This window comes from Methylobacterium sp. AC690 (assembly GCF_979256535.1).
On sequence record NZ_CEEDOX010000008.1, the window covers coordinates 82,077 to 103,774 of the forward strand.

The window sequence follows — 21,698 nt, forward strand, 5'->3', positions numbered from 1 at the left end:
AGGACGTCGTTTCAATACGATGTCACTGGTTCATACCCTGAAAATTTCGCACGTGGTCAGGTCACCGCATGCCCCGCAGTAGGGTTCGGTGCGATGAATCGAGCGCGCTTACTTGGCTGGCCTCGGTCGGGGCTACGGTGAAGGGGTTCATACCTTGCTGGTCGACGACGCTGGCTGAAGACAGCGATCCCGCCACATGAAGGCCCACCGCGACAAGAGCTTACACTGTGATCCAGAGCCGCCACAGGGCTGCATGGATGGTCCAATCTCCGAGATGGGTTCTAGCTTGCCCTCTGAGGATTACAGCCGGTCAAGGGCAAGCGGTGGACGATCCCCCCATATCGCGTGCCTCGGCGCCGCGATGACTATGCGCGACGCTCTCGCGCGCGGTTCGTCACCCGCAGTCGCAGCGGTCGCCCGGCGATCGCACCGCCGAGACGATCCGTGATCGCTAACGGAAAGCAACGCGCAATGCCGCCGAGCACCTCGGCGAGAAACGCCTTCTGGGCCGCGTCCTCCCCGACGAGTCTGGAGTAGGCGATCCGCGGCTGCCCCTGGAGGCTCCCATCGCGCTTGATGCTGAACAAGACGGTCACCTCTGACCCGCTTGACCCCTCAGGACCTTCGACCGCTCGGGCGCAGGAGCCGAGCAGTTGCCATAATCCGTCCAGGGTCGATGCTGGCTCGGCGTGGGCACTGGTAGCCGCGAGGAGCAGCGGCAGGGTCAAGATCAGAGGGCGCATGTGATCCGTCGGCTTCGCGATCGTAGGCCCGGCGTCTTACTCGGGCCCCGACAGGATGGCTACGCGATGGTGACGACGGAGGGTCGATGGCAGGCCCGGTCGGGACCGAGCGCACGCATCGGTGTTCCGCCCATGATCGATCGCCGCCTGCTCCGTTTCGGCTGTCGTCCGGCACAGCAGACAAAGCCGCGTGCGAGAACGTTCAGTGCCTGGGATGAGCGCCGGTTTGCCTCGTTTCACGGTTCGAACAGGATCCAACTGAACTCTACCGAAGCCCTCGTTCGGCAAGTGCGGCGTGGCCCAGCGGTGGCAGTGGTCGCCACGCATACCCTGTTCATCATACTCGATCGCGATCAGGACTTGCACTTTCGCTCGCGCCCGAACAGGTTTCGGTTTCATCAGATCGAGATCGGACAGCATGCTCTCAGAGCGTCAGAACGCCATCATGGACCTCGCGCGCGGGGAGGGACGCGTGCTGGTCGAGGCCCTGTCCGTCCGCTTCACGGTTAGTGCGCAAACCATACGTAAAGACCTGAACGACCTGTGCGAAGCCCGGCTGCTGTCGCGGGTGCATGGCGGGGCGGTCCTAGGATCAGGCGCGGAGAATCTCGACTACGAGGCCCGCAACGCAATTGCGGCGCAGGAGAAGGCCGCCATCGCCCGCGCGACGGCCGACCTCATCCCGGATCGCTCGTCCCTCTTCATCAACATCGGCACCACGACAGAGGCGGTCGCTCGGGCGCTCCTCGGCCATTCCGGCCTGATGGTGATCACCAACAATCTCAATGTCGCCCACGCCCTGCGGGCTAGCGCCGACATCGAGTGCATCGTGGCCGGCGGCCTGATCCGCCGCTCTGATGGAGGGATCGTCGGCGAGGCGGCCGTGGACATCATTCGACAGTTCAAGGTGGACTTCGCCGTCATCGGCGCTTCGGCGATCGACGAGGACGGCTCGCTTCTCGATTTCGACTATCGCGAGGTGCGGGTGGCGCAGGCGATTATCGCCAATGCCCGGCACGTCGTCCTAGTTTCCGATTCGACGAAGTTCGATCGTACAGCCCCTGTTCGCCTTGCCCAACTCAGTCAAATCGGGACCTTCGTCACCGATCATTGTCGGAGCGAGGCGGTGCGCGACCTTTGCAAAGCATCGGGAGTCCGCCTCGTCGAGACGGGACGCTAAGCGTCGTCGCTTGCGATTGACTTTCGATTTGTTTCGTATTTAGTCGTCTCACTTTCGTAACCGCATCTGAGGTCGGTGATACGAAAGAGGAAACGATCATGCGCACGTTCGACGTTGCCGTCATCGGCGGGGGAATCAACGGCTGCGGCATCGCACGGGATGCGGCAGGCCGGGGTTACTCCGTTTTTCTTGCCGAACAGAACGACTTGGGCAGCGGCACCTCGGCTTGGTCGACGAAGCTGATCCACGGTGGTCTCCGCTACCTCGAACACTATGAGTTTCGCCTCGTTCGTGAGGCATTGACCGAGCGCGAGGTCCTCTGGAGCATCGCGCCGCATATTGTGCGCCCCCTTCGCTTCGTCCTCCCCTTGCATTCAGGCTTGCGGCCGGCCTGGCTCCTGCGTCTCGGCCTCTTCCTGTACGATCATCTCGGTGGTCGTAAGCGCTTACCGGCCACCCGCCGGGTCGATCTTGCGGGTCCGATCGGCGCTCCGCTCAAACCCGAGTTCCGGCGCGGCTTCGAGTATTCGGATGCGCGCGTGGACGACACGCGCCTGGTCGTCCTGAACGCGCGGGACGCCTCGGCCAAGGGGGCTGAGATCGCGGTGCGCACGCGCGTGATATCTGCCGGCCGCGCGGGCGATCTGTGGCACATCGTGCAGCGTGACCTCGCGTCCGGCCGTGAGGAGACGGTGGCCGCGCGCTTCCTCGTCAATGCGGCGGGGCCCTGGGTCGACCGAGTGATCCAGGGGCCCCTGGGTCAGAGTGAGGCGCGGCACGTGCGTCTCGTGCAGGGCTCACACATCGTCGTACGCAAACTCTACGACCATGACCGCGCCTTCATTTTCCAGAATGCGGACGGGCGAATCATCTTCGCCATCCCGTACGCGAACGACACCACCTTGGTGGGAACCACGGACCGTGACTTCACGGGTAACCCGGCGGATGCGGTCATCACCGAGGAAGAGACTGATTACCTCCTCAGGGCTGCGAGCGAGTACTTCGCGCAGCCGCTGCGTCGCGAGGACATCGTCTGGAGCTTTTCAGGCGTGCGCCCGCTCTTTGATGACAAGGCCTCAAAAGCACAAGAGGCAACACGCGATTACGTTCTGCGGACAGAGGGCGTGGATGGCCAAGCCCCCGTGCTGAACGTCTTCGGCGGCAAGATCACGACGTACCGCAAGCTGGCGGAAGATGCCTTGGCGGAGATTGGCCGCCGGCTCGGTCCGCGCGGCGGGCCCTGGACCGGGGCAGCGCCCCTTCCGGGTGGCGACTTTGCGGTGGACGCGGTGGATGGTGTCGAGGACCGCCTCGCTCACGCGGCACCCTGTCTCGCGCTGAGCACCGTCCGTCGCATGGTGGCAGCTTATGGGACAGACGCTCTGCGCATTGCCGAGCGGCTGGGCGAGGACCTGGGCCACGGCCTGCACGAAGGCGAACTGCGCTGGATGATGATGCACGAATGGGCCCGTACCGCCGAGGACGTGCTCTGGCGCCGTTCCAAGCTCGGCCTCGCCTTTTCAGCGGATGACACCGCGGGTCTTGCAGCTCGGATGTCGACCCTCCGGGACCAGGCCGGGGAGCTCGCCGCGGCCGGCTGAGCGGGAGAACTCGCTCAGCGCACATTCCAAGGACGATCAACGAGGGCAGCCCGGTCTTGGCCGGAGACATGCCACGAAAGAGGAGGAACGAATGCTTCGACTGGACGAGACCGACCGATCCGCCGGCGCTTCCGCGTAACAGGCGCCTGATCCCAAGATCCATACCGCTCTTCGCTACAGCAACCTCGTCGCCCAGTCCGAAGCACGAAAGATCTCCATGATCGGTTTTCTGGCTCCTGCGTCCCACCGGCCCCTCCTGCCTGCGGATCGCATCGATCCGACGTACAGGCGCCTGCGCTGGCAGATCTTCGCAGGAATCTTCATCGGCTATGCAGGCTACTACCTGCTGCGCAAGAACTTCTCCCTGGCCATGCCGTACCTCGTCGAGCAGGGCTACAGCCGCGGCGAACTCGGGACGGCCCTGTCCGCGGTCGCCATCGCGTACGGCCTGTCGAAGTTTCTGATGGGTCTAGTCTCGGACCGTTCGAATTCACGGTACTTCCTGCCGATCGGCTTGGTGCTGTCGGCTTTGGTGATGCTCCTCTTCGGCTTCGCCCCCTGGGCGACTTCGAGCGTGACTACGATGTTCATCCTGTTGTTCCTGAACGGCTGGTTCCAGGGCATGGGCTGGCCGCCGAGCGGCCGAACCATGGTCCATTGGTGGTCCCAGAAGGAACGCGGCGGCGTCGTGTCGGTCTGGAATGTGGCCCACAATGTCGGCGGCGGGCTGATCGGCCCCCTGTTCCTCGTCGGGTTGGCCTGGACGAATGACTGGCACTCGGCCTTCTATGTCCCGGCGGCCGTTGCGCTCGGGGTGGCGGTCTTCGCGTTCCTGGCCATGCGCGATACGCCGCAATCGTGCGGCCTCCCGTCCGTGGAAACCTGGAAGCAGGATTTCCCCGAGGGGTACGACGCCAACCATGAGCGCGAGTTCTCCACGCGGGAGATCTTCGTCGAGCACGTGCTCCAGAACCGCCTGCTTTGGTACATCGCGCTAGCCAACGTCTTCGTCTACCTGCTGCGCTACGGCGTGCTGGATTGGGCCCCTACCTACCTAAAGGAAGCCAAGCACTTCTCCGTCGACAAAACCTCCTGGGCCTACTTCCTGTATGAATGGGCCGGCATCCCCGGCACGCTGCTCTGTGGCTGGCTTTCTGACAAACTGTTTCGCGGCAACCGCGGTGCGACAGGCGTCGTCTTCATGGTCGGTGTCATGGTGGCGACCTTGGTCTACTGGCTTAATCCGGAAGGAAACCCAGGTGTCGACCTCGGGGCGCTGATCTGCATCGGCTTCCTGATCTACGGACCCGTCATGCTGATCGGCCTGCAGGCCCTGGAACTAGTCCCGAAAAAGGCAGCGGGAACTGCCGCCGGCTTCACTGGCCTGTTCGGCTACCTGGGCGGCTCAGTGGCGGCCAGTGCCCTGGTGGGCTACACGACGGATCGCTACGGCTGGAACGGCTGCTTCATCCTCCTGCTCGCGTCCTGCGTTCTAGCGATCGTGTTCCTCGGCTTAACCCTTCGACATCATAAAGTCGTCGCAGAAACGCCGTCCTCACAGTGATGTTCAACTAAATGAGTCGCAAATATTCAAATATTTCTGACATTCATTCAATAAAGTCCGTGAAATCGGAGCTCTCGATGATAAGCTTCGCAATGCGATGTTCAGCAGTGCTCATTATTTAATATGTCATCTATGAACTATACTAGTTTATCATGAGTTAATATCGCTCAGCTTCAAAGATAATCATATTGGCTGTCAGAACGGAAATAATTGCGAGTCGGATCTTTGTCGCAGCGCATAATTCGTTAAGCCTGACAGCATTCATTCCCCAATTTCGGCTCCAATTATTATGAATACTTGAAGAGAGAATTCATTATTAGTGCTGTAAGTTCATTGTCTCGCGCACTGCGACTATCGTCTCTACCATGCGGGTGAGGCGGCGGATCGAGCCGCCCGGCCAAGCTCGACGGGTTATCGCGATCTCCGCGCTGTCGAGCGCCGGCAGAAAACGCGGATCGATCCCACGGCGCGCGGCGATCCCGGCTAGGATCGACGGCAACAGAGCCTCGAGGTCAGCGGCGGTCGGGCCCGGCATCTCGATCACACGGAATCGGTCGAGCAACGGTCCCGGCAGAAGGCTGGTGCTGTTGGCCGTGGCGAGCCAGCTCACATGGCTGAGGTTCACTGCCGTCTGGAACGCAGGATCCGGATAGGCGGCGGCCGTTTCGGGCTCCAACAACGGCAGGAGGCTGTCCCAGAGCCGCCCGTAGTCGCGGCGTGTCGAAGCCTTCTCGAGTTCATCGACCAGAATAAGCGGATTGGCGATACCAAAGCGCGCGATCGCCATGGCTGGATGCGCTGGCTCGGCGGTGGCCCAGCGCCGGTCCAGACCGCCAATCGCCGCCCCGCTGTCGTGGGTCGCGTCGACCCGCCAGAGCCCGACGCCGAGATGGTGAGCCACGCGCGCGACCAGCCGGCTCTTGCCGGCGCCGGGCGGCCCAACGAGCAGGGTTGGACGGAACAGGAGGTGAGAGCGGCCGACCAGATCGGTGAGCAAGCGATCGATGGTCTCGACCGCATAGGGAAACTCGAACTGCAAGACAGAGCGCAGCGCCCGCAGGTCCGGCACAGGCGCGAGCGGGACGAGGCGGCCGATGATGGCTTCGTAACCCTTGCTCAGGCTGCGACCGCGGTCGGTCCCCGTTTCCTGAACGTGCGCCACAACGAGGACCTGGCCCGCGGGGATCGCGGCAGTTTCGGACAAGGTGGGCACGACCTCGCGCGAGGCGCTCAGGGCCCGCGACGTCTCACGGTGTTCGGCCACGGATTTGGCCAAGGCCGCCTCGGCTTCGCGGCGACGCCGGCGCTCCCGCTCGCCCGCCTGGTCCGCCACCGGCTGGGTCAGGCGCTCCCCGAAAAAGGTCAGCGCACGCACCAGCAGGCTGCAGGTCAGCGTCTCGCTGGTCGCGCCGCGACTGAGAATGGCTGCGGCGGCGACCACGGACGCGGCGGCCGCACGCAAGGCCAGGAGCGCGCCCTCGAGCGCCCCGGTCCAGGCCTCGAACAGCACCGCTTCCGCGTCCTGCTCGTGGATGTCGCGGTCCGCCTCCGCGTCGCCGCGAGCCGCTCGTCCCAAACCGATCCTCGTCTGCGCCTCGGCCATCGCCGAGAGCTGGAGGGAAAGCTCCGGCAGGGTTTCAGCCTCGAGCCAGAGCGGCAAGGCGAGCCGCGCCGCCGCGGCCGCGTCGGCGCCGCCGCACGAGGTTAAGGTAACAAGATCGGCGAGCGCCCGTGCTGCGGAAAGATCGGCCGCGGCAGCATGCCGGTCGAGAAGGGACACCAAGGCGTTCCGGGCCGCGATGAGGTCCGGATCGCACCAGGGATCGGCTCCGGCAGCTATGGCGGAGGCGCACCAGGTCGCGGCCAGGGCAGCCGCCTCGGGCACGAGGGATGTGATCTCGCTGCTCAGCGCCTCACGCGCGGCCGAGATCCGCAGGTCGCCATCCAGGCAGAAGCGCAGGCGGCGCGGGAGCGCGGCCAGGATGAGCCGCCGGGCGGCCGCGGCGTCGATGCGCGGCAGGGGGGCGGTCGAGGAGAATGCCATGGTGCGGTCCTCCTCAGCGGCCGGGTACGATGATCGACGAGGAGCCCTCATGCCCCCTGCGGCACCAGCGATGAGCAAGACGCAGGGCGTCGAGATCGGCGCGGCGCCGGGCGCGACGACCCAGGGCATGCACGAGGAGATCACGGCAGGTCGGATCCCCGAGGACGGCACAGAGCAACACCGGCGAGAGCGCCCGGTCGAGGCAGCCGGGATAGGCCAGGCCCGCCGCCAGGACCGGGATCGCGACACCGATCGCGGCGGTCGCATCGGCCTGGATTGCCGCCTCCCAGCCGGGGAGCGGCAGGGCGGGCGCCGCGCGGAGCTCGGCGCGCAGGCGCTTCTGCGCGGCAGGATCGAGGGCTTCGGGCAGACGGGTCCGCCACCAGGTCAGGGGCACGCCGGGCAGGGGGCACACGGACGAAGCGGCCGGCGGGTGGGCGACAGGATCGGAGCTCATGCGGGCAGACCTCGAGAGGGCATCGGCGCCGACGCGGCGCAGCGATGCGAACGGGCAGGGTGGGAAGGGGGGAGGAAGGCGCAGCGCGGGGAGAGAGGAAGACGAGCGCGTCGGAGACGGCGGGCTGCAGCCGATCCTCGGCTGCAGCCCGTTCGCGATCAGGGCATCGGCTTCCAGCTCGCGGCGTGGACGTGGGAGCCGGTGACGAACTTTGCCGCCGAGGAGAGCGAGGACACGTTGATGTCGCGGGTCAGGCGCCAACGATCGGTGTCGGGGATCTCGACCACGATGTCGGAGGCAAACAGCCGCTCGCGATCGAGCTGGATGCCCTGGGGCATGGTCGCGTATCCGCTGCGGCGGATCTCAGAGCCGGCCCGGATCGTGACATTCCCGTCGATGGCCACGGCATGAGCCCAGACATCGCGGTGCACGAGGTAGAGCCGGCGCGGCTCGATCGGCCCGGCCAGGGTGGCGCCCTCGCGCAAGCCCGTCATTCGCTCGGTGAACGCGCTCGAACCAGCTGCCTCCTTGTCTCGCCCGCTCGTGGGGTCTCCACCGGCAGGGCCGGCGAGGCGTTCGATCTCGCGCCGTTCGGTGGCCTCCGGCCGGATCGGCTCGAACAGGCGGCAGCCCAGGGCCACCAGCCCGTGGCGGGCATCGTCGAGCAGGCGCTCGAGGCCGGTCCAGGTCGCGGCATCGAGGTCGGGGCGGCTCGGGCGCGCGCCGCGCAGGATGTGCGCTCGCCCGGTGCGCTCGATCCGCGCATCGATGAGCCATTGCAGGCCCATGACATGCCCCTTGCCGAACAGCGGATCGCGGCTGGTCAGGACAAAGACACTGGAGACAAAGACCTTGGACGGATCGCGGCCGTGACACGCCAGGCGCTGGCCGAGGTTGATCGTCTCGCCATTGTACACGGCCCAACTCGTGCCCTCGAGTTCGACCGAGCCGGCAAGGATGTAGGCAGCGATGCGTAAGCTTCCGGCTCCGGCCACGAGGGCGTCGCGGCGGGGCCAGGGGGCGGCGAGCACGACGGCGGACGAACCGGGGTTGGTGACCATGCGGACACCGAGAGGATCGCCGTCGAGGTGTTCGACGCGGCAGGTGGTGTGCACGGCGGACGGGTTGGTGAGAAAGAAGGACAAGAGGGTCGTCTCCAGGAAAGCAGACGCGCGGACGCACCCGCCCGCAAGAACAGCGGCGCGTTGTGCGGTGGGGCCCGGGTGCGAAGGCGCGCCGGTCGGGCATTCCACGAGGCGTCGATGAAGAGGGGCGAGGGGGCTTTGCGGGCGCACCGCATCGGGCGATGCGGCGGCCACGCGATCACGTACGCACGCGACGATACGCTCCCGCGTCAGCGCGGGCCGCATCGAGGCGGGCGTGAGGCTCTCGGGCTTCAGGTCTGGAGGGGCGACCGGTCCGGATCGGCAGCAAGATCGAACTTCTGCTGCGGGGACGGTTTCGCAAACGGCGTAACGCCGCTAAAGGGGCTCGTAGCCATGGTGGTATCTCCTAACGATACGACGGTGGTCAGGCCGCTGCTCGGTGCGCTAACACCGGTGGCGGCCGCTCGCTAAAGCGGACGCCACGTGCAGAGTCTGACCGGGTTCAATCTGGTGCAATGCGGGGATCCTGGAAAGCTCTCTGCTGCGCTTTCTCACGCATGCCGATGCCTCTTTTCCAGGCATAGTTAATTTTGAAACAACGAAGAGTGAGGTGTAGGAAACGCATCGCTATAGCGGCATGCATCTGTGGGGCGAAGCTGCCGTGGGCGGTGCCGCTATCGAACCCCCAGGTCATTGAGTGAAAAGTGGATTGCTTAGACCCGTGAGACGACGATCGTGCGCACTATTTCGACGAGCGACCGGCCGAGACGGTCGAGCTTCTACGCCATGAGTACGTAGGTCGGACGTAGATAGGCGGGGCCATCTCGAACGCCGAGCGCTTGGTTCCGGCCTTGGCGGACTTCTTCTCCTCGCAAAGCTTTTCGCATCCGGCCTTGGTCAGCGCATCGCGCTGCATGTCGAGGTTCTGGTCGAGGGTGGAGACGCGAGCATATCCGACGAGCATGTCTGGACAGTCGCCGAACGGGGTCTAATCCGCAATAGAAATTCGGTCATATTTTCCCGATGGAAACGGGAAGATTTTCGGCTGCTCGAACTGGGTTCGTTGATGATGCTGAGAAAACGATCGGATTTCCGACAGATCGTTCAGGTTGTTCTCGACCCTTCACAGACCTTCGGAAGGTCCGCTTTAGCGCCAGTGACCTTGAAGCATGGCGCACAGGCGGAGGGGCGGTAGGCCACTTGTAAGAATGCCTCATACAACGCATGGCTCCACTATGACCACGCGTCGAACTCTCACCATATCGATCACTGCAGAGCAGGACGCGCTCGTGCGCGCCTGCCTGCATTCGGGCCGTTACGCGAGCGCCAGCGAGGTCGTTCGCGCTGCGCTTCGCCTCTTGTCACGGGAGGAGGCGGACGCGATCCCTGCGCTGCGCTCAGAGGCCACGGAAGTGATGAAGGCCGGCTCGCGTGTCTGACCGCGATCAGGCACTCGGCAATCAAGGAGAGTTGGACGTGTCCATCGATGCGCCCAACTGGTCCAGCCGGACATGGCAGGTCACCACGGACATCCTCGGCGTCGCCAATGCCGAAGGGGTGTTCTTTCAGGTGAACCCAGCCTGGGAGACCGTACTCGGATGGTCCGAAGCAGAAACGGCTCAAAGCTCGTTCCTTGACCTCATCCACCCCGATGACCTGCCCAAATCCCAGGCCGCTTTCGAAAGGCTGATCGGAGGTGAGCCGGTCCTACGCTTCGAGAACCGCTACCGCACCAAGGGTGGTGATTACCGTGATCTGTCGTGGGTGGCTGTGCCGGAGGACGGCTTGTTCTTTTGCAGTGCGCGTGATGTCACCGAGGAGCGCGAGCAGGCGAGGCAACTCGCCAAGCGTACCCAGGAGCGTGACCGTCTCTGGAACAACTCGCAGGACATCCACATCATCATCGACAAGATGATGGGCGTGTTCGAAGCCGTCAATCCAGCCTTCACCGCAATCCTCGGCTGGACATCTGAGGATGTGATCGGCCATACGGCATTCGAATTCATCCTCCCAGAGGACGAAGAGATTAGTACCGCCGCCCTGGTGCATCTCCGCGAGGCCATTCTCCCGGTTACTGAGAACCGCTACCGCCACAAGGACGGAGGCTTCCGCTGGATTTCCTGGGTTGCCGCTCCCGAGGCTGATCTGATCTACGCGAGCGGACGGCACATCACCGCCGAGAAGGAGCAGGCCGAGACGCTGCGCAGGACTGAGGAAGCCCTTCGCCAAGCTCAGAAGATGGAGGCGGTTGGGCAACTCACCGGAGGTCTAGCGCACGACTTCAACAACCTGCTGGCGGGCATCTCAGGCTCGCTTGAACTGATGCAGACCCGGATGCAGCAGGGCCGCCTCACGGACGTGGACCGCTATGTGACAGCGGCGCAAGGAGCAGCCAAACGCGCGGCGGCTCTGACGCACCGCCTGCTGGCGTTCTCGCGCCGCCAGACGCTTGATCCGAAGCCGACCAACGTAAACCGGCTTGCAACTGGAATGCAGGAATTGATCCAGCGCACGGTCGGCCCGAACATCCAGATCGAGGTCGTGGGTGCATCCGGCCTCTGGCCCTCTCTGGTCGATCCCTCACAGCTTGAGAATGCACTGCTGAACCTCTGCATCAACGCCCGTGACGCAATGCCAGACGGCGGGCGCATCACCATCGAGACTGCCAACAAGTGGCTCGATGAGCGGGCAGCTATCAAGCAGGCCATCCCTGAGGGTCAGTACCTCTCGCTGTGCGTAACCGATACGGGCGTTGGCATGCCACCGGAGGTGATCGCGCGGGCCTTCGAGCCGTTCTTCACCACCAAGCCCATTGGCGAGGGCACCGGCCTCGGCCTCTCGATGATCTACGGCTTCGCCCACCAATCGGGTGGGCAGGTGCGCATCTACTCGGAGATCGGACAAGGCACGACGGTGTGCATCTACCTGCCCCGCCACTACGGCGAGGTTGAGGACGACGACGGCTCAATGGTGGTGTCCGACCTGCCGCGATCCGAGCAGGGCGAGACGGTGCTGATCGTGGATGACGAGCCCACAGTGCGCATGCTGGTCGCCGACATTCTGGAAGACCTTGGCTACACGTCGATCGAGGCGGGCGACAGCGCGGCGGGGCTCAAGGTTCTTCAATCGGACGTGCGCATCGACCTGCTCGTGACCTGTCCGTCGTCAGATGATTTGGGACATTCAGCGGTGTTCAGGAGCGGAGGCTCTGGTCCATCTGGGGTGAGAGGTTAGGCGGCCTGCGCGTGGTGGCGCAAGCGTCGTTCCATGAGGGTCTGGCGTTTGATGCGTTCCCGCTCGGCCAGGATCCCTTCGCCGCGTCCGAAGTAGACGTCAGCGGGCGTGAGGTTGCTCAGGCTCTCATGGGCTCGGGCATGGTTGTAGTGTTCGACGAAGTCGGCAACCTGCGTCTCCAACTCGCCGGGCAAGTAGGCGTGTTCGAGCAGGATGCGGTTCTTGAGCGTCTGATGCCAACGCTCGATCTTGCCCTGCGTTTGAGGATGGCATGGCGCACCGCGGATGTGGGTCATGCCCCGAATGCCGAGCCAGTCAGCCAGGTCGCTGGCGACGTAGCTCGGTCCGTTGTCGGAGAGCAGGCGGGGCCGCGGCATCACCCGCGCCTGATCGAGCCCCGCCGCACCCAGCGCCAGGTCGAGCGTGGCGGTGACGTCGCTGGCCTGCATCGTCGTGCACAGCTTCCAGGCGACGATGTAGCGTGAGAAGTCGTCCAGGACCGTCGACAGGTAGTACCAGCCCCAGCCAACGACCTTCAGGTAGGTGAAGTCCGTCTGCCAAAGCTGGTTGGGCGCGGTGGTATTATCGCGGAACTCGTCGGCGGCCTTGATGACGATATAGGCCGGGCTGGTGATCAGGTCCTGAGATTTGAGTAACCGGTAGACGGTCGCTTCCGAGACGAAGTAGCGCCGTTCGTCGGTGAAGCGCACCGCCAGCTCACGCGGACTGAGTTCAGGCTGCTCCAAGGCCAGGGCAACGATCTGCTCGCGGATCTCCGCAGGCAGGCGGTTCCAGACCCGGCTCGGCTGCGAAGGATGGTCCTTCAATGCCTCTGGGCCGCCGCGCTGGTAGGCGTCGTACCAGCGGTAAAACGTCGAGCGCGTGATGCCGAGCTTGTCCAGGGTGGCACGCACCGGCAGGTGGGATTGCTCGACCAGCCGGATAATCTCCAGCTTCTCGGGGGCCGGGTACCTCATGCCTCGTCGCCCCCAGCCCCGCTCATACTTTTTTTGAGCAGGCGATTCTCCAGCACGAGATCAGCCACGACCTCTTTGAGCGCCCCCGTCTCGCGGCGCAGATCCCGCACCTCGTCCGTCGTTGCCGCACGCGCCGTGTCGCCGGACAGGCGCTTCTTGCCAGCCTCCAGGAATTCCTTCGACCAGCCGTAGTACATCGAGGCGGCGATCCCCTCGCGCCGGCACAGCTCGGCGATGCTGTCCTCGCCGCGCAAGCCTTCCAGCACCACGCGGATCTTCTCCTCGGACGAGAACTGCCGACGTGTGGCCCGGCGGATGTCCTTGATCACCGCTTCTGCCGGCTTCTTGGCCGGTCCGGATGGCTGCTTCATCTTCGCTCCTCAGGGGCTACGATGAACCAGCCATCCTCCGTTCGGGAAGACCCTCATTCTGTCCCACAGGTGCTGACGTCGGACAACGCCACCGGCAACGATTTCAGCGCCCGCGACCTGCAGACGCTGACCTCTCAGTTCATGATCGGCAAGACCAGCGATGGCTTTGCGCCCTTAGGACCTTACATGGTCACCAGCGACCTCGTGAAGGATCCGAACAACCTACGCCTGGAGACCCGAGTCAACGGCGTCCAGCGCCTGGACTGGAACACCAACGACATGATTTTCAACTGCCGACAGCTGATCAGCTTCGCCTCGAAGATCATGACGATCAAGCCGGGAGATATCTTCTACACCGGCACACCGCAGGGCGTGATCTTCGGCGAGAAGATCCCACGTGCCGACCGCAAATGGCTTATGCCGGGCGATCAGATCGCCTGTAGCGTCGAAGGCTTGGGCGAGCTGCGCTTCAGCCTGACCTGAAGACGCTTCAAGCTGCCTTGGCACTGGATCACTTCCTGGAGGCGCCGATTTAATGCCCACTCCATAATGCTCAACCACCGCTGGGAGGGCAGGAACCCCAAAAGTACAAAGATAAGCCCCGGCGCTGGGCCGGGACCATGCTGAGATCTGAACCTTGCAGTGGCAGGAGAGCCACTTAGCGAGACGAGTTCGCATCAGCGTCAGCGACGACGCGCCGGACCTGAAGGGTACGTGCAGTCAGGGACGGCGTGGTGTTCAATTCAGAAGCCGGACGCACAGCTGCCGTGGATCGGGCCTGCTCACGGTAGAGGGGCGGAGTGAGGTTGATGCGATCGTCCGCCATCACAGTGCCGGTCAGAGTGGCAAACGCCAGAACAGCGAGAGCAAGAGAGCGGGTGGTCATGGTGTTGATCCCTTTAGCGTTTCAGGGCTTCCGCCCCGGTTCGTGAGAGGGATATGTTCGACGACGCATCATCATTCAAACAAATGGCGTCGATAATGCATATCGATGATGTCAATGACGCAGAGCGCTATGCCGCCTTATGGGATTGGTGGTGCGAATAGGCAGAGTTCACACAAAGCCCACTCCATAACGCACTTATGCGAACCGGTGCTCTGAACATCGTGTGCAAGGTTGAGGGCGGGCAGGGGTGTCAAAGGCGACCCCTGCCCTCTCGCACGTGCCGCCGGTCTCGCCAAAGTCCTCGGCGGTGGGTTGCGCGACGTGAACGAGGTCCTGGGACCAGCGTCTGCATCGCGCTTGGTACAACTACCCCGGAGGCCGGGGGCGGCGTGCGATACCCTCGACGATTATCCCGTGCGCCGGGCCTGTTCGGCCTTCGCGCGCCAGGCATCGCGGTCCCGCTCGGACTGGGCTAGCCGGGCGCGTAGCGTCTCGATCTCGGCGTGCAGCTCGCCGGCATCCACCGCAAGCTCAACACACTGGTCCTGAACCTCCGCGAGCTGCTGGCGCAGCTCGGCGTTCTCGATGACGACGGCAAGGAACTCGGCAGTGCGCTGGTCCGTGTCATTCATGCAGCCCCCAACCGGCTGATGCCGGGCGGCGGGCCTAGCTCAGCCGGTCTGCGATTGCACCCTCACATGAGGCAGTTTTCTGGCGCAGGGATCACTCATTCGTGACAGCGCCGCCTTGCCTCGACGCTGAGCAAAGCTGACGACACGATCAGGTCTGGAGGAACGCTCGTGTCGCCGGCACTGACCTGTTTCCGGGAGGAAAATAGGCCAGTGCGGAGATAAACCATGTCCGAAGCCATAAGTTGCTGCGCCTCCGGCACACTAAGCATCAGATGTCATTCCAAACTGAGCCATAATCCAAATCGCAAAGGACAGTTCTGGAAAATTAATCCGGCGACTGACATTGTCGATTGATCCTTATCCATGGGAACTGATGCTCCGACTGGGGAATTGCTCTTCCCGATAAGAAGCCGGAGGAACGCCTTATGAAGCTTCCGATGATTGCCAGTGCCGTTGCCATTCTCGCGCTCACGGCCGGAGTGTCTCTTGCTGCACCGTGCAATACCGGCGCGGCGAAGGGGAAAACCCCTGAGCAGCAGACCTCGAACGACAAGAGTTCGGCTGTCGATCAGGGTAGCAAGAACCTTGCAGGCGGCCAGCAGCCTGCTTCGCCCGGCACGGTCGGCGCGATGAATAATGTCGGGGCCAACCAGGGTGTAGGCGAGAAGCCGGGCGCTGGCACGGCCGCGAAGGGCAACGAAGATCCCGCGAGCAAAAACCTTGCAGGTGGTCAGCAGCCCGCTGTTCCGGGAACCGTAGGCGCCATGAACAACGCCGGTGCAAACCAGGCAGTCGGCAAATCGGGCGACGATTGCTAATCGTCTGAAAGCCTTTTGCACGAGGCACTTAGCCTCGTGCCATGAACGAAGCCCCGGTCGCTCAGCGATCCGGGGCTTTTTGCATTTGACGGCTTCAGGACAGAGCCGAGTTAGCTCGGCTGCTCCTCAGTCTCCTCGATCGCCGGATCATCTTCCTCAGGTATCGCCGGTGGCTTCTTCTCAGGCTGCTCCGGTGCATCTTCGATGGGCTGAAGATCGGCGCCAGGCATTGGCGTATCAGCTGAGTTCACGGCTTCGCTCCCTAATCATTGTTGGGAGCAAAGCGTTGGCGATTGGAAGCGTTCCTACGGGCTGACGTGCCTTAGGAGATAACCCAGGCGAGCATCAGGATGCCGCCGAGGAACATTCCATAGGTCGCCATCACGGCGGCGACCTCACGATGCTGCTGGAGGACGGAGCGAGAAGCGATCAACATGGGACTGGACCGGGAGCAGGTGCGCTCCCTCCATCTGGCTCATGTGCCCCGCTAAATGCGAGGCCTCCGGCATGTGGAACAAAGGGAAAACGTCGGGTGTCGTTTGGCGGTCACAGAGCCGCTGAGCGCTGGCCTTGTCCGTTGCTCGAAGCCGGTGCCGAGAGCCTTGCCGGTGATGCGTGTCTCAAAGCCTTACCGGCATCGCGAAGCGTCTGGTGCGCCTGCTCGAACGGATCTGGCAAAGGCGCCATGTGATCCCAACCCATTGCGTTGCGACGTTCGATCAGGTCCATGACCGCGTTCACGGCCCGACGGAGCCGAACCTGGGTCATCGTGACTTCACCGTCTAAGGCTGGGCTGAGCGCCTCAAACAGTAGCTCCTCCTTGAACGCGGTTTCGGTCAGGATCTCCTCGACTTCGTGACGCACAGGGTCGAGGAACTCGACGCCAAAGCCATCAGCCTCTCGGCGAGCAAGGCGGCATGCACGTGGTAAGCTGCTCCTGCCAATGGAGAGATCAAAATTCGCAGGGATCGAGACGTTCTTCGGCGTACGTAAGAAGCTTCCGTGAGACGAAATATCCGTAATCACACAAGAAATTGGGCTACCAGAGCGTGGAATGAAGATCCTTGCTTCGAGGTCGCACTGTTGTCTCTGAACACGCCGCCGATCAGGCATCTTGCACCTCCTGACTGTTGCAATATTACGCCTCTTACGGACCAATATCAGGGCCAGAGAGTTAATTAGAAATGAAAATATCTTAGCAAACAAATTTTCAAAGCGAGGAACATTTAGGCAGAAGCCTGGATCAGCGAAATCTTATCCTGATATGCCGCCTACAAATGTTATTTGCATTGCTGAGGCGCTACCGTCTCGTGGTATAAGCTCTCGTCCCAGATCTGGATGCTATTGAAATGCAGCTAGCGTCCATGGCCCTAGATGGACGTATAGCCGCTCAGAGAAACCGGCCAGCTTTAGCTGTCGAGTTTTGAAGGCGCATTACGGGTTCGAGAGCGCTTGCCTTTAAAGGCTGGGGCTAAACCCCAGCCCCATCGGCTTTGGCTGCCTCAAGAAATTTTACGTGGCCGCCCAGCCTTCTTCTGCTTCGGCTCGGCCGGGGCTTCAGATGCGGCCTCCTCAGGCTCCGCAGCCTTGGTCTGATCCTTCCGATAGTTCCCGAGCCCCAGCGAGCGAGCCAGCTCGGAACGCTGCGCCGAATAGCTGGCAGCGGTCATCGGGTAATCGGCAGGCAGGCCGTGCTTGGCGCGGTAGGCCTCAGGAGAAAGGCCCCGGAGGGTCAGGTGACGGCGCAGCGTCTTGTAGGGCTTGCCGTCCTCGAAGCTGATGAGTGCGTCCGGCGTGATCGACTTCTTGATCTGCGCAGGCGTGGGCTTCTCGATCTGGTCAGCTGCCGGTGTAGCAGGGCCGCTGAGTCCCTTCAGCGTTTGATGTACGGAGGTGATCAACTCGCCCAGATCGGAAGGCCGGACGGAGTTCTTGGAGACGTATGCCGACACGATGTCGGCAGTCATGTCAACGTAATCGACAGTGGCTTCTTGGAGAGCGGCTTCTTGAGAGGTGTTTTCTTCCGGAGCATCGAGCACGTGAAATCCTTATGGCCTAATGATCCCGCGGCTCTCTTGCAGAGAACTGCACCGCGAGTGGAGCCATTGATCAGATCTCCATTCCCGATGTAAAGATACGTGTCGCATTTAGATCGTAGGATGCGCTACCGCGGAGCGTGCCTCTGCTCTTCCAGAGCTGTGGTTGCTGGTCTTGGACCAGATAGGACGAAACAGGGTGAAGCTCTTTGAGCGCGTTCGATGTCGCGCCGGATGGGCTCACTCGTTTCGGCTAGGCGGAGGACTCAGCGCGGATCAGCGTTCTAGAGCCTCAGCAGCGTACCGGGCACGAGCTGCCCCATCAGCCGGTAAGCCCGCGACTTCGCACCATGCACTGAACGCGCTCGGTTCAATCGGCACGCGCACGACCTCGACGCCGCTACACTGCACCTCTCGCTCGACCTGTTCGGTGGAAGCACGCCAAGCCTCGTACTGCACCGGTAGCTTGCCACCGTCGGACAGGCTCTGGCGAAGCGCCTCGTAGTGCTCCGCAGCATACCAGGGCAAGGCAACACGACTGGGGCGATCCATCAGCGGCTTCCGTTTGAGAATAGTCGGGCTGCGTTACGGTTGCAGCTCCGAGTGGAACGACTGGCTGTGCCAGGTGGTTGCTGACGGAGTACCAAGGAGAAATACATGCTGACGGGTGGCTTACTGTGGCTTTTAGGCGTGCCGATCCCCGTTCTTATCCTGGTCTGGTTCTTTTTCCTTCGAGGACGGTAGGTAGTGTCAGGCGTCTCGGAAGCGAGGCGTCTTTTTGATACGTCATTGCCGGCCCTGGCAGGTCATGCGAATGGCGAAAGAGTACCGGCTAAAACCCAAGGCCGAGACCCCGCAGGGCGTAACTCTCGACAAGCCTGGCATCTACGAGTGGGCCATCACCTACCCGGATGGTTCAATCCGACGTTACGTGGGCAAGTACACGCGCCGGAGTCGCCCGATGCGCGAGTACCACGCCAACGTCGAGCGCATCCTTGATCAGCGCCCTTACCGCAAGGCATCGCCAGAAGGCTTCCGGCGTTTGCACCGCGAACTGGCTGCGGCGGCTTCCGAAGGACGCACGGTCGTCCTCACGATCATGACGTCACACGTGCGTTATGGACCGCCGCTAGTGCGGCGCAGATCGACGAGGCTCAAGCCTTGCGTCTGTCCGAGGCGATCGACGCACGCAGGATGCTCGATAAAGGCGTTCAGGCGGCTGCTGGCCGGGGCTCACTCCCCGTGAGGGCAATCCCTCCGCGAAAGCACCAGCGGCCCCCTGAGCGGCAGATAGCCATCGAGCGCCGCAGACGCCTCGCCGCGTCCGGCCCCATGCCATCAGCCCTCGCAGCGCAGTTCACGACGGGCGAGCTGGCCGTGCTCCGCATCGCCGCGGACGAGTTTCAGGCCCGTCAGGTGTGCGCCCTGTGTCTCGATGCGATCGCAGCCCGCGCCGGGGTATCTCGCACGCTCGCCAAAGGTGCGCTCAGGCAGGCCCGACGCCTAGGAATGGTTGAGATCCGCGAGAGGCGCAGGACGGTCGCCAAGAGCCTGCCAAACCTCATCCGCGTCGTCGACCGTGAGTGGTTGGCCTGGATGAAGCGTGGCGCCTCCCAGGCCAAACCTCGGGCGAACGGCATAGGGGACAGATTTGCGCCTACAACGGATAGAAGGTTGGTAACTACGGGAACAACGAGGCCAGCGGAGACCCCGCAAGGGGCTATTGAGAGGGGCAAGGCAGGCAGCAAGGGTGTCAGTTGAACCTCCACCGTTCAGACGGGCAAAACCCGCCCAGCCATGCGTGGCATTCGGAAGGCTGATCGCTTTGCCAAACGATGCAGCTGGCTCCGCCAAAGTCCTTTCACAACGGTAGAGAATGGTAAGGCTCCGGTAGACACGGCAACATCACGGTAAGAACGGCGGTAGTAACTGGGGTATCACACTACACGCACTGAACCATCAGTTGCCAGCGTTGGGCAGGCATCGGATAGACTCTGCCTCGTGATGGGGCAGCCCATTGCGCATCGGGGGAAGAGATGACGATGGCGAGCGATCTGGCTGAACTGCGGGCCGAGGTGTCGGCCCTGCGCGCCTTGGTGCTGACCATGGCCCCCATGGTGTTTGGTCAGGAGGGGATATCGGCCGAAACGTCGAGGCGCTGGGCGCCGCGTTCGCGAAGCAGATCCAGGGCATCAACATCGAGGGCGCTGATCCGGAGATCCTGCAGCGCATGCGCGATCTGAAAGCGGGTGCTGTGGCGGACCTATTCAGCGACGCAGCAGACCAGGTCCGTGCTGGAGGTGATGAGGAGCCAGACTTCGGCGGCTGAGCGAACATCCCCTCTGCATTGCGTCGCCTCGCAGCCGGCGCCATCTCGACGGCATGGGATGGAGCGCAGCACCGCCGATCGTCAGAGCGTTGGAGCGCACAACGAGCCACTAAGCGCCTGCCCCTCAGGCGACGGTCATCGTCATCGAGAACGACTAGGACGAGGCCCAGCAGCTCGCCGCCCTTGAGGCTGCCGGCACCTATCAGCCCAGTTGGCAACTCATCTCCTGGCGCATTGTCGATCCCCAACCAAGGAACCGCCCATGACGACGATCGCCAGCCTGCTCATCCTGCAGCTCCTCCGCTAAGCGGACTAGCTTCAACGACTAGGGAGCGGCTGGGGGAAACCCCGGCCGTTTTCGTTTGGGCTACCGCATAAAGAAACCCGCTCCCCGAGTGATCCTTGAATGCGTTCGCGCGGCGGATGTACCCGACCACTGTCTTTGGGTCCCGGTGCCCGCTCTGGTCCATGATGCGCGCGAGATCCGTGCCCCGCTCGGCCGCTGTCGTGATGTACCCAGCCCGCAAGGAGTGCGCGCCGAAGGTCGAGGCGTCGAGGCGTCGAGGCGTCGAGGCCAGCGGCCTTCGCGTACCCCTTGATGATGTCTGCAACGGCCTAGGTCGTGAGGCGCGGCGTCCCGGTCTGTACCCTGCCCTCTTGGACTGGCTTTGAACGGCGTACAAGAACTCGCAAGCCGCCTTTGAGCAAGAGGCAGTAACAAGCCTCCGCGACCAACGTTGGAACCCCTTCAGGCCGAGCTTGGTAGGTATCCCACGCCGACTGCCTCAACCGAGACTGTTCGCAAGGAGAGACCCTTTGTTCCAGAAACTCACACTCAGCGCTGGCTTGGTGGCCGCCGGCTTGTTCCTCGCGGCTGCTCCGGCTTCAGCAGCACCACTCGGCGCTCATACAATGCCGGACGCGGCCTCGACCGTCGAGAACGTCCAGTATGGCTATGGCTACAGGGGTGGATACGGTCGGCGTGGGTACGGCGGCGGATATGGTCATCGCGGTTATGGAGGTCCGCGCTTCGGGCCTCGGTTTGGCGGACGTCACTTTGGCTACGGCCGGGGACGCGGGTACGGCTATGGCCATGATCGTGGCTATGGACGGCGCGGCTTCTACTAAGAGCATTCGGCGTCCTGCGGAAACGTAGGACGCCTCTAGCCTGCCAGGAAAACGATTATTTCCCTGACATTCAGGTGGCATGCGTCTTGTGCATCCCGGTGTGTCTTCGCTTCAGAAGCGCCCTTCATCACCACCGTGCAGCAGCTTCGCTATCTGCTCCGTACCCTGCGCCCGTGCCTTCGTCTCAGACGGCTGTGCGCGATCTGATCGCTGGATCAGTTTTCCATGCTTCCAGATGGCCCATTGCCAAGTCCCTGCGGACCTCGGGTTCGGCTCAGCCTCAAGAGTGTATGGGTAGGTATTGATGGTCGGATCGGTCATGTAGCGATCATGCCATGAGCCTCGGTGGGCGTCATCCGCCACAGCCCTCAGGGTGGCGCCGGACAGCCCAATGCAAGCACAAGCAGGGCGTCGCGCTTCACGACCAAGACTGTAGCCGACATCATCAAGCGCTACACGAAGGCCGCCAGCCTCGACGCCTCGACCTTCTTTGGGGCACACTCTCTGCGGGTAGGCTACATCACGACCGCGGCCTTGCGTGGCGCGGATTTCACCCACATCGTGGATCTGTCATGGCACAAGGTCCCTCGAA

At 63.0% G+C, this 21,698-nt stretch carries 17 protein-coding genes and 1 pseudogene; 8 read left to right on the forward strand and 10 right to left on the reverse strand.

Annotated elements, in window-relative coordinates; all coding sequences use genetic code 11:
- Nucleotides 1–365: 365 nt before the first annotated feature.
- Nucleotides 366–587: a hypothetical protein gene (locus tag AC0IY1_RS11195; protein ID WP_162242085.1), complete on the reverse strand. Its 222-nt coding sequence runs from the start codon at nucleotides 585–587 to the stop codon at nucleotides 366–368.
- A 574-nt stretch (nucleotides 588–1,161) separates the two neighbouring features.
- Here AC0IY1_RS11195 and AC0IY1_RS11200 point away from each other — a divergent pair.
- The 3 genes from AC0IY1_RS11200 (at nucleotide 1,162) to glpT (ending at nucleotide 5,088) form a co-directional block, all read left to right on the forward strand.
- Nucleotides 1,162–1,923 carry a DeoR/GlpR family DNA-binding transcription regulator gene (locus AC0IY1_RS11200; RefSeq protein ID WP_103711451.1) on the forward strand — a complete coding sequence of 254 codons (762 nt, stop codon included), beginning with the start codon at nucleotides 1,162–1,164 and terminating at the stop codon, nucleotides 1,921–1,923.
- A 98-nt stretch (nucleotides 1,924–2,021) separates the two neighbouring features.
- Entirely contained in the window at nucleotides 2,022–3,524 is a 1,503-nt protein-coding gene (gene glpD, locus AC0IY1_RS11205) for a glycerol-3-phosphate dehydrogenase (RefSeq protein ID WP_471769549.1), read from the forward strand.
- Between the two features lie 217 nt (nucleotides 3,525–3,741).
- A complete protein-coding gene (gene glpT, locus AC0IY1_RS11210) occupies nucleotides 3,742–5,088 on the forward strand; it encodes a glycerol-3-phosphate transporter (protein WP_471769551.1) in 1,347 nt (448 codons plus the stop codon).
- A gap of 316 nt (nucleotides 5,089–5,404) precedes the next feature.
- Here glpT and AC0IY1_RS11215 read toward each other — a convergent pair whose 3' ends face one another.
- The 4 genes from AC0IY1_RS11215 to AC0IY1_RS11230 form a co-directional block, all read right to left on the reverse strand.
- The gene (locus AC0IY1_RS11215) at nucleotides 5,405–7,132 is read right to left on the reverse strand and encodes an AAA family ATPase (RefSeq protein ID WP_471769553.1); all 1,728 of its coding nucleotides are present in this window, start codon (nucleotides 7,130–7,132) and stop codon (nucleotides 5,405–5,407) included.
- Nucleotides 7,133–7,145: 13 nt separating this feature from the next.
- On the reverse strand, nucleotides 7,146–7,589 hold the full coding sequence (locus AC0IY1_RS11220) for a hypothetical protein (protein ID WP_471769555.1): 444 nt from the start codon (nucleotides 7,587–7,589) through the stop codon (nucleotides 7,146–7,148).
- A gap of 158 nt (nucleotides 7,590–7,747) precedes the next feature.
- Nucleotides 7,748–8,959, reverse strand: a complete 1,212-nt coding sequence (locus AC0IY1_RS11225; RefSeq protein WP_471769557.1) for a hypothetical protein — start codon at nucleotides 8,957–8,959, stop codon at nucleotides 7,748–7,750.
- 478 nt (nucleotides 8,960–9,437) lie between these two features.
- Nucleotides 9,438–9,659, reverse strand: a complete 222-nt coding sequence (locus AC0IY1_RS11230) for a recombinase family protein (protein ID WP_471769559.1) — start codon at nucleotides 9,657–9,659, stop codon at nucleotides 9,438–9,440.
- A 271-nt stretch (nucleotides 9,660–9,930) separates the two neighbouring features.
- On the opposite strand from AC0IY1_RS11230, the gene AC0IY1_RS11235 reads away from it, so the two are divergent.
- Nucleotides 9,931–10,134, forward strand: a complete 204-nt coding sequence (locus tag AC0IY1_RS11235) for a type II toxin-antitoxin system ParD family antitoxin (RefSeq protein ID WP_471769561.1) — start codon at nucleotides 9,931–9,933, stop codon at nucleotides 10,132–10,134.
- Nucleotides 10,135–10,198: 64 nt separating this feature from the next.
- Nucleotides 10,199–11,929 (forward strand): annotated as a pseudogene (locus tag AC0IY1_RS11240) (hybrid sensor histidine kinase/response regulator); the annotation flags it as partial.
- On the opposite strand, the gene AC0IY1_RS11245 reads toward AC0IY1_RS11240, so the two are convergent.
- Nucleotides 11,926–13,277 (reverse strand): IS3 family transposase gene (locus AC0IY1_RS11245; protein ID WP_471769563.1). Its coding sequence is split into 2 segments (ribosomal slippage): nucleotides 11,926–12,941 and nucleotides 12,941–13,277, totalling 1,353 coding nucleotides; the frame shifts between segments, so codons are not numbered across the junction. The pseudogene AC0IY1_RS11240 and the gene AC0IY1_RS11245 sit on opposite strands and share 4 nt — an antisense overlap.
- 21 nt (nucleotides 13,278–13,298) lie before the next feature.
- Here AC0IY1_RS11245 and AC0IY1_RS11250 point away from each other — a divergent pair.
- Complete coding sequence (locus AC0IY1_RS11250) at nucleotides 13,299–13,760, forward strand: fumarylacetoacetate hydrolase family protein (protein WP_471769565.1); 462 nt, start codon at nucleotides 13,299–13,301, stop codon at nucleotides 13,758–13,760.
- Between the two features lie 810 nt (nucleotides 13,761–14,570).
- Here the strand turns inward: AC0IY1_RS11250 and AC0IY1_RS11255 are convergent.
- A complete protein-coding gene (locus tag AC0IY1_RS11255) occupies nucleotides 14,571–14,795 on the reverse strand; it encodes a hypothetical protein (protein ID WP_471769567.1) in 225 nt (74 codons plus the stop codon).
- Nucleotides 14,796–15,220: 425 nt separating this feature from the next.
- On the opposite strand from AC0IY1_RS11255, the gene AC0IY1_RS11260 reads away from it, so the two are divergent.
- Nucleotides 15,221–15,613, forward strand: coding sequence for an exopolysaccharide production protein YjbE (locus tag AC0IY1_RS11260; RefSeq protein WP_471769569.1), 393 nt, complete (start codon nucleotides 15,221–15,223; stop codon nucleotides 15,611–15,613).
- A 546-nt stretch (nucleotides 15,614–16,159) separates the two neighbouring features.
- Here AC0IY1_RS11260 and AC0IY1_RS11265 read toward each other — a convergent pair.
- On the reverse strand, nucleotides 16,160–16,726 hold the full coding sequence (locus AC0IY1_RS11265; protein ID WP_471769571.1) for a PilZ domain-containing protein: 567 nt from the start codon (nucleotides 16,724–16,726) through the stop codon (nucleotides 16,160–16,162).
- 389 nt (nucleotides 16,727–17,115) lie between these two features.
- Nucleotides 17,116–17,580, reverse strand: a complete 465-nt coding sequence (locus AC0IY1_RS11270; protein ID WP_471769745.1) for a Ros/MucR family transcriptional regulator — start codon at nucleotides 17,578–17,580, stop codon at nucleotides 17,116–17,118.
- Nucleotides 17,581–18,463: 883 nt separating this feature from the next.
- On the opposite strand from AC0IY1_RS11270, the gene AC0IY1_RS11275 reads away from it, so the two are divergent.
- Entirely contained in the window at nucleotides 18,464–18,895 is a 432-nt protein-coding gene (locus tag AC0IY1_RS11275; RefSeq protein WP_471769573.1) for a hypothetical protein, read from the forward strand.
- A 2,322-nt stretch (nucleotides 18,896–21,217) separates the two neighbouring features.
- Here the strand turns inward: AC0IY1_RS11275 and AC0IY1_RS11280 are convergent.
- Nucleotides 21,218–21,427, reverse strand: a complete 210-nt coding sequence (locus tag AC0IY1_RS11280) for a hypothetical protein (protein WP_471769575.1) — start codon at nucleotides 21,425–21,427, stop codon at nucleotides 21,218–21,220.
- Between the last annotated feature and the right edge of the window lie 271 nt (nucleotides 21,428–21,698).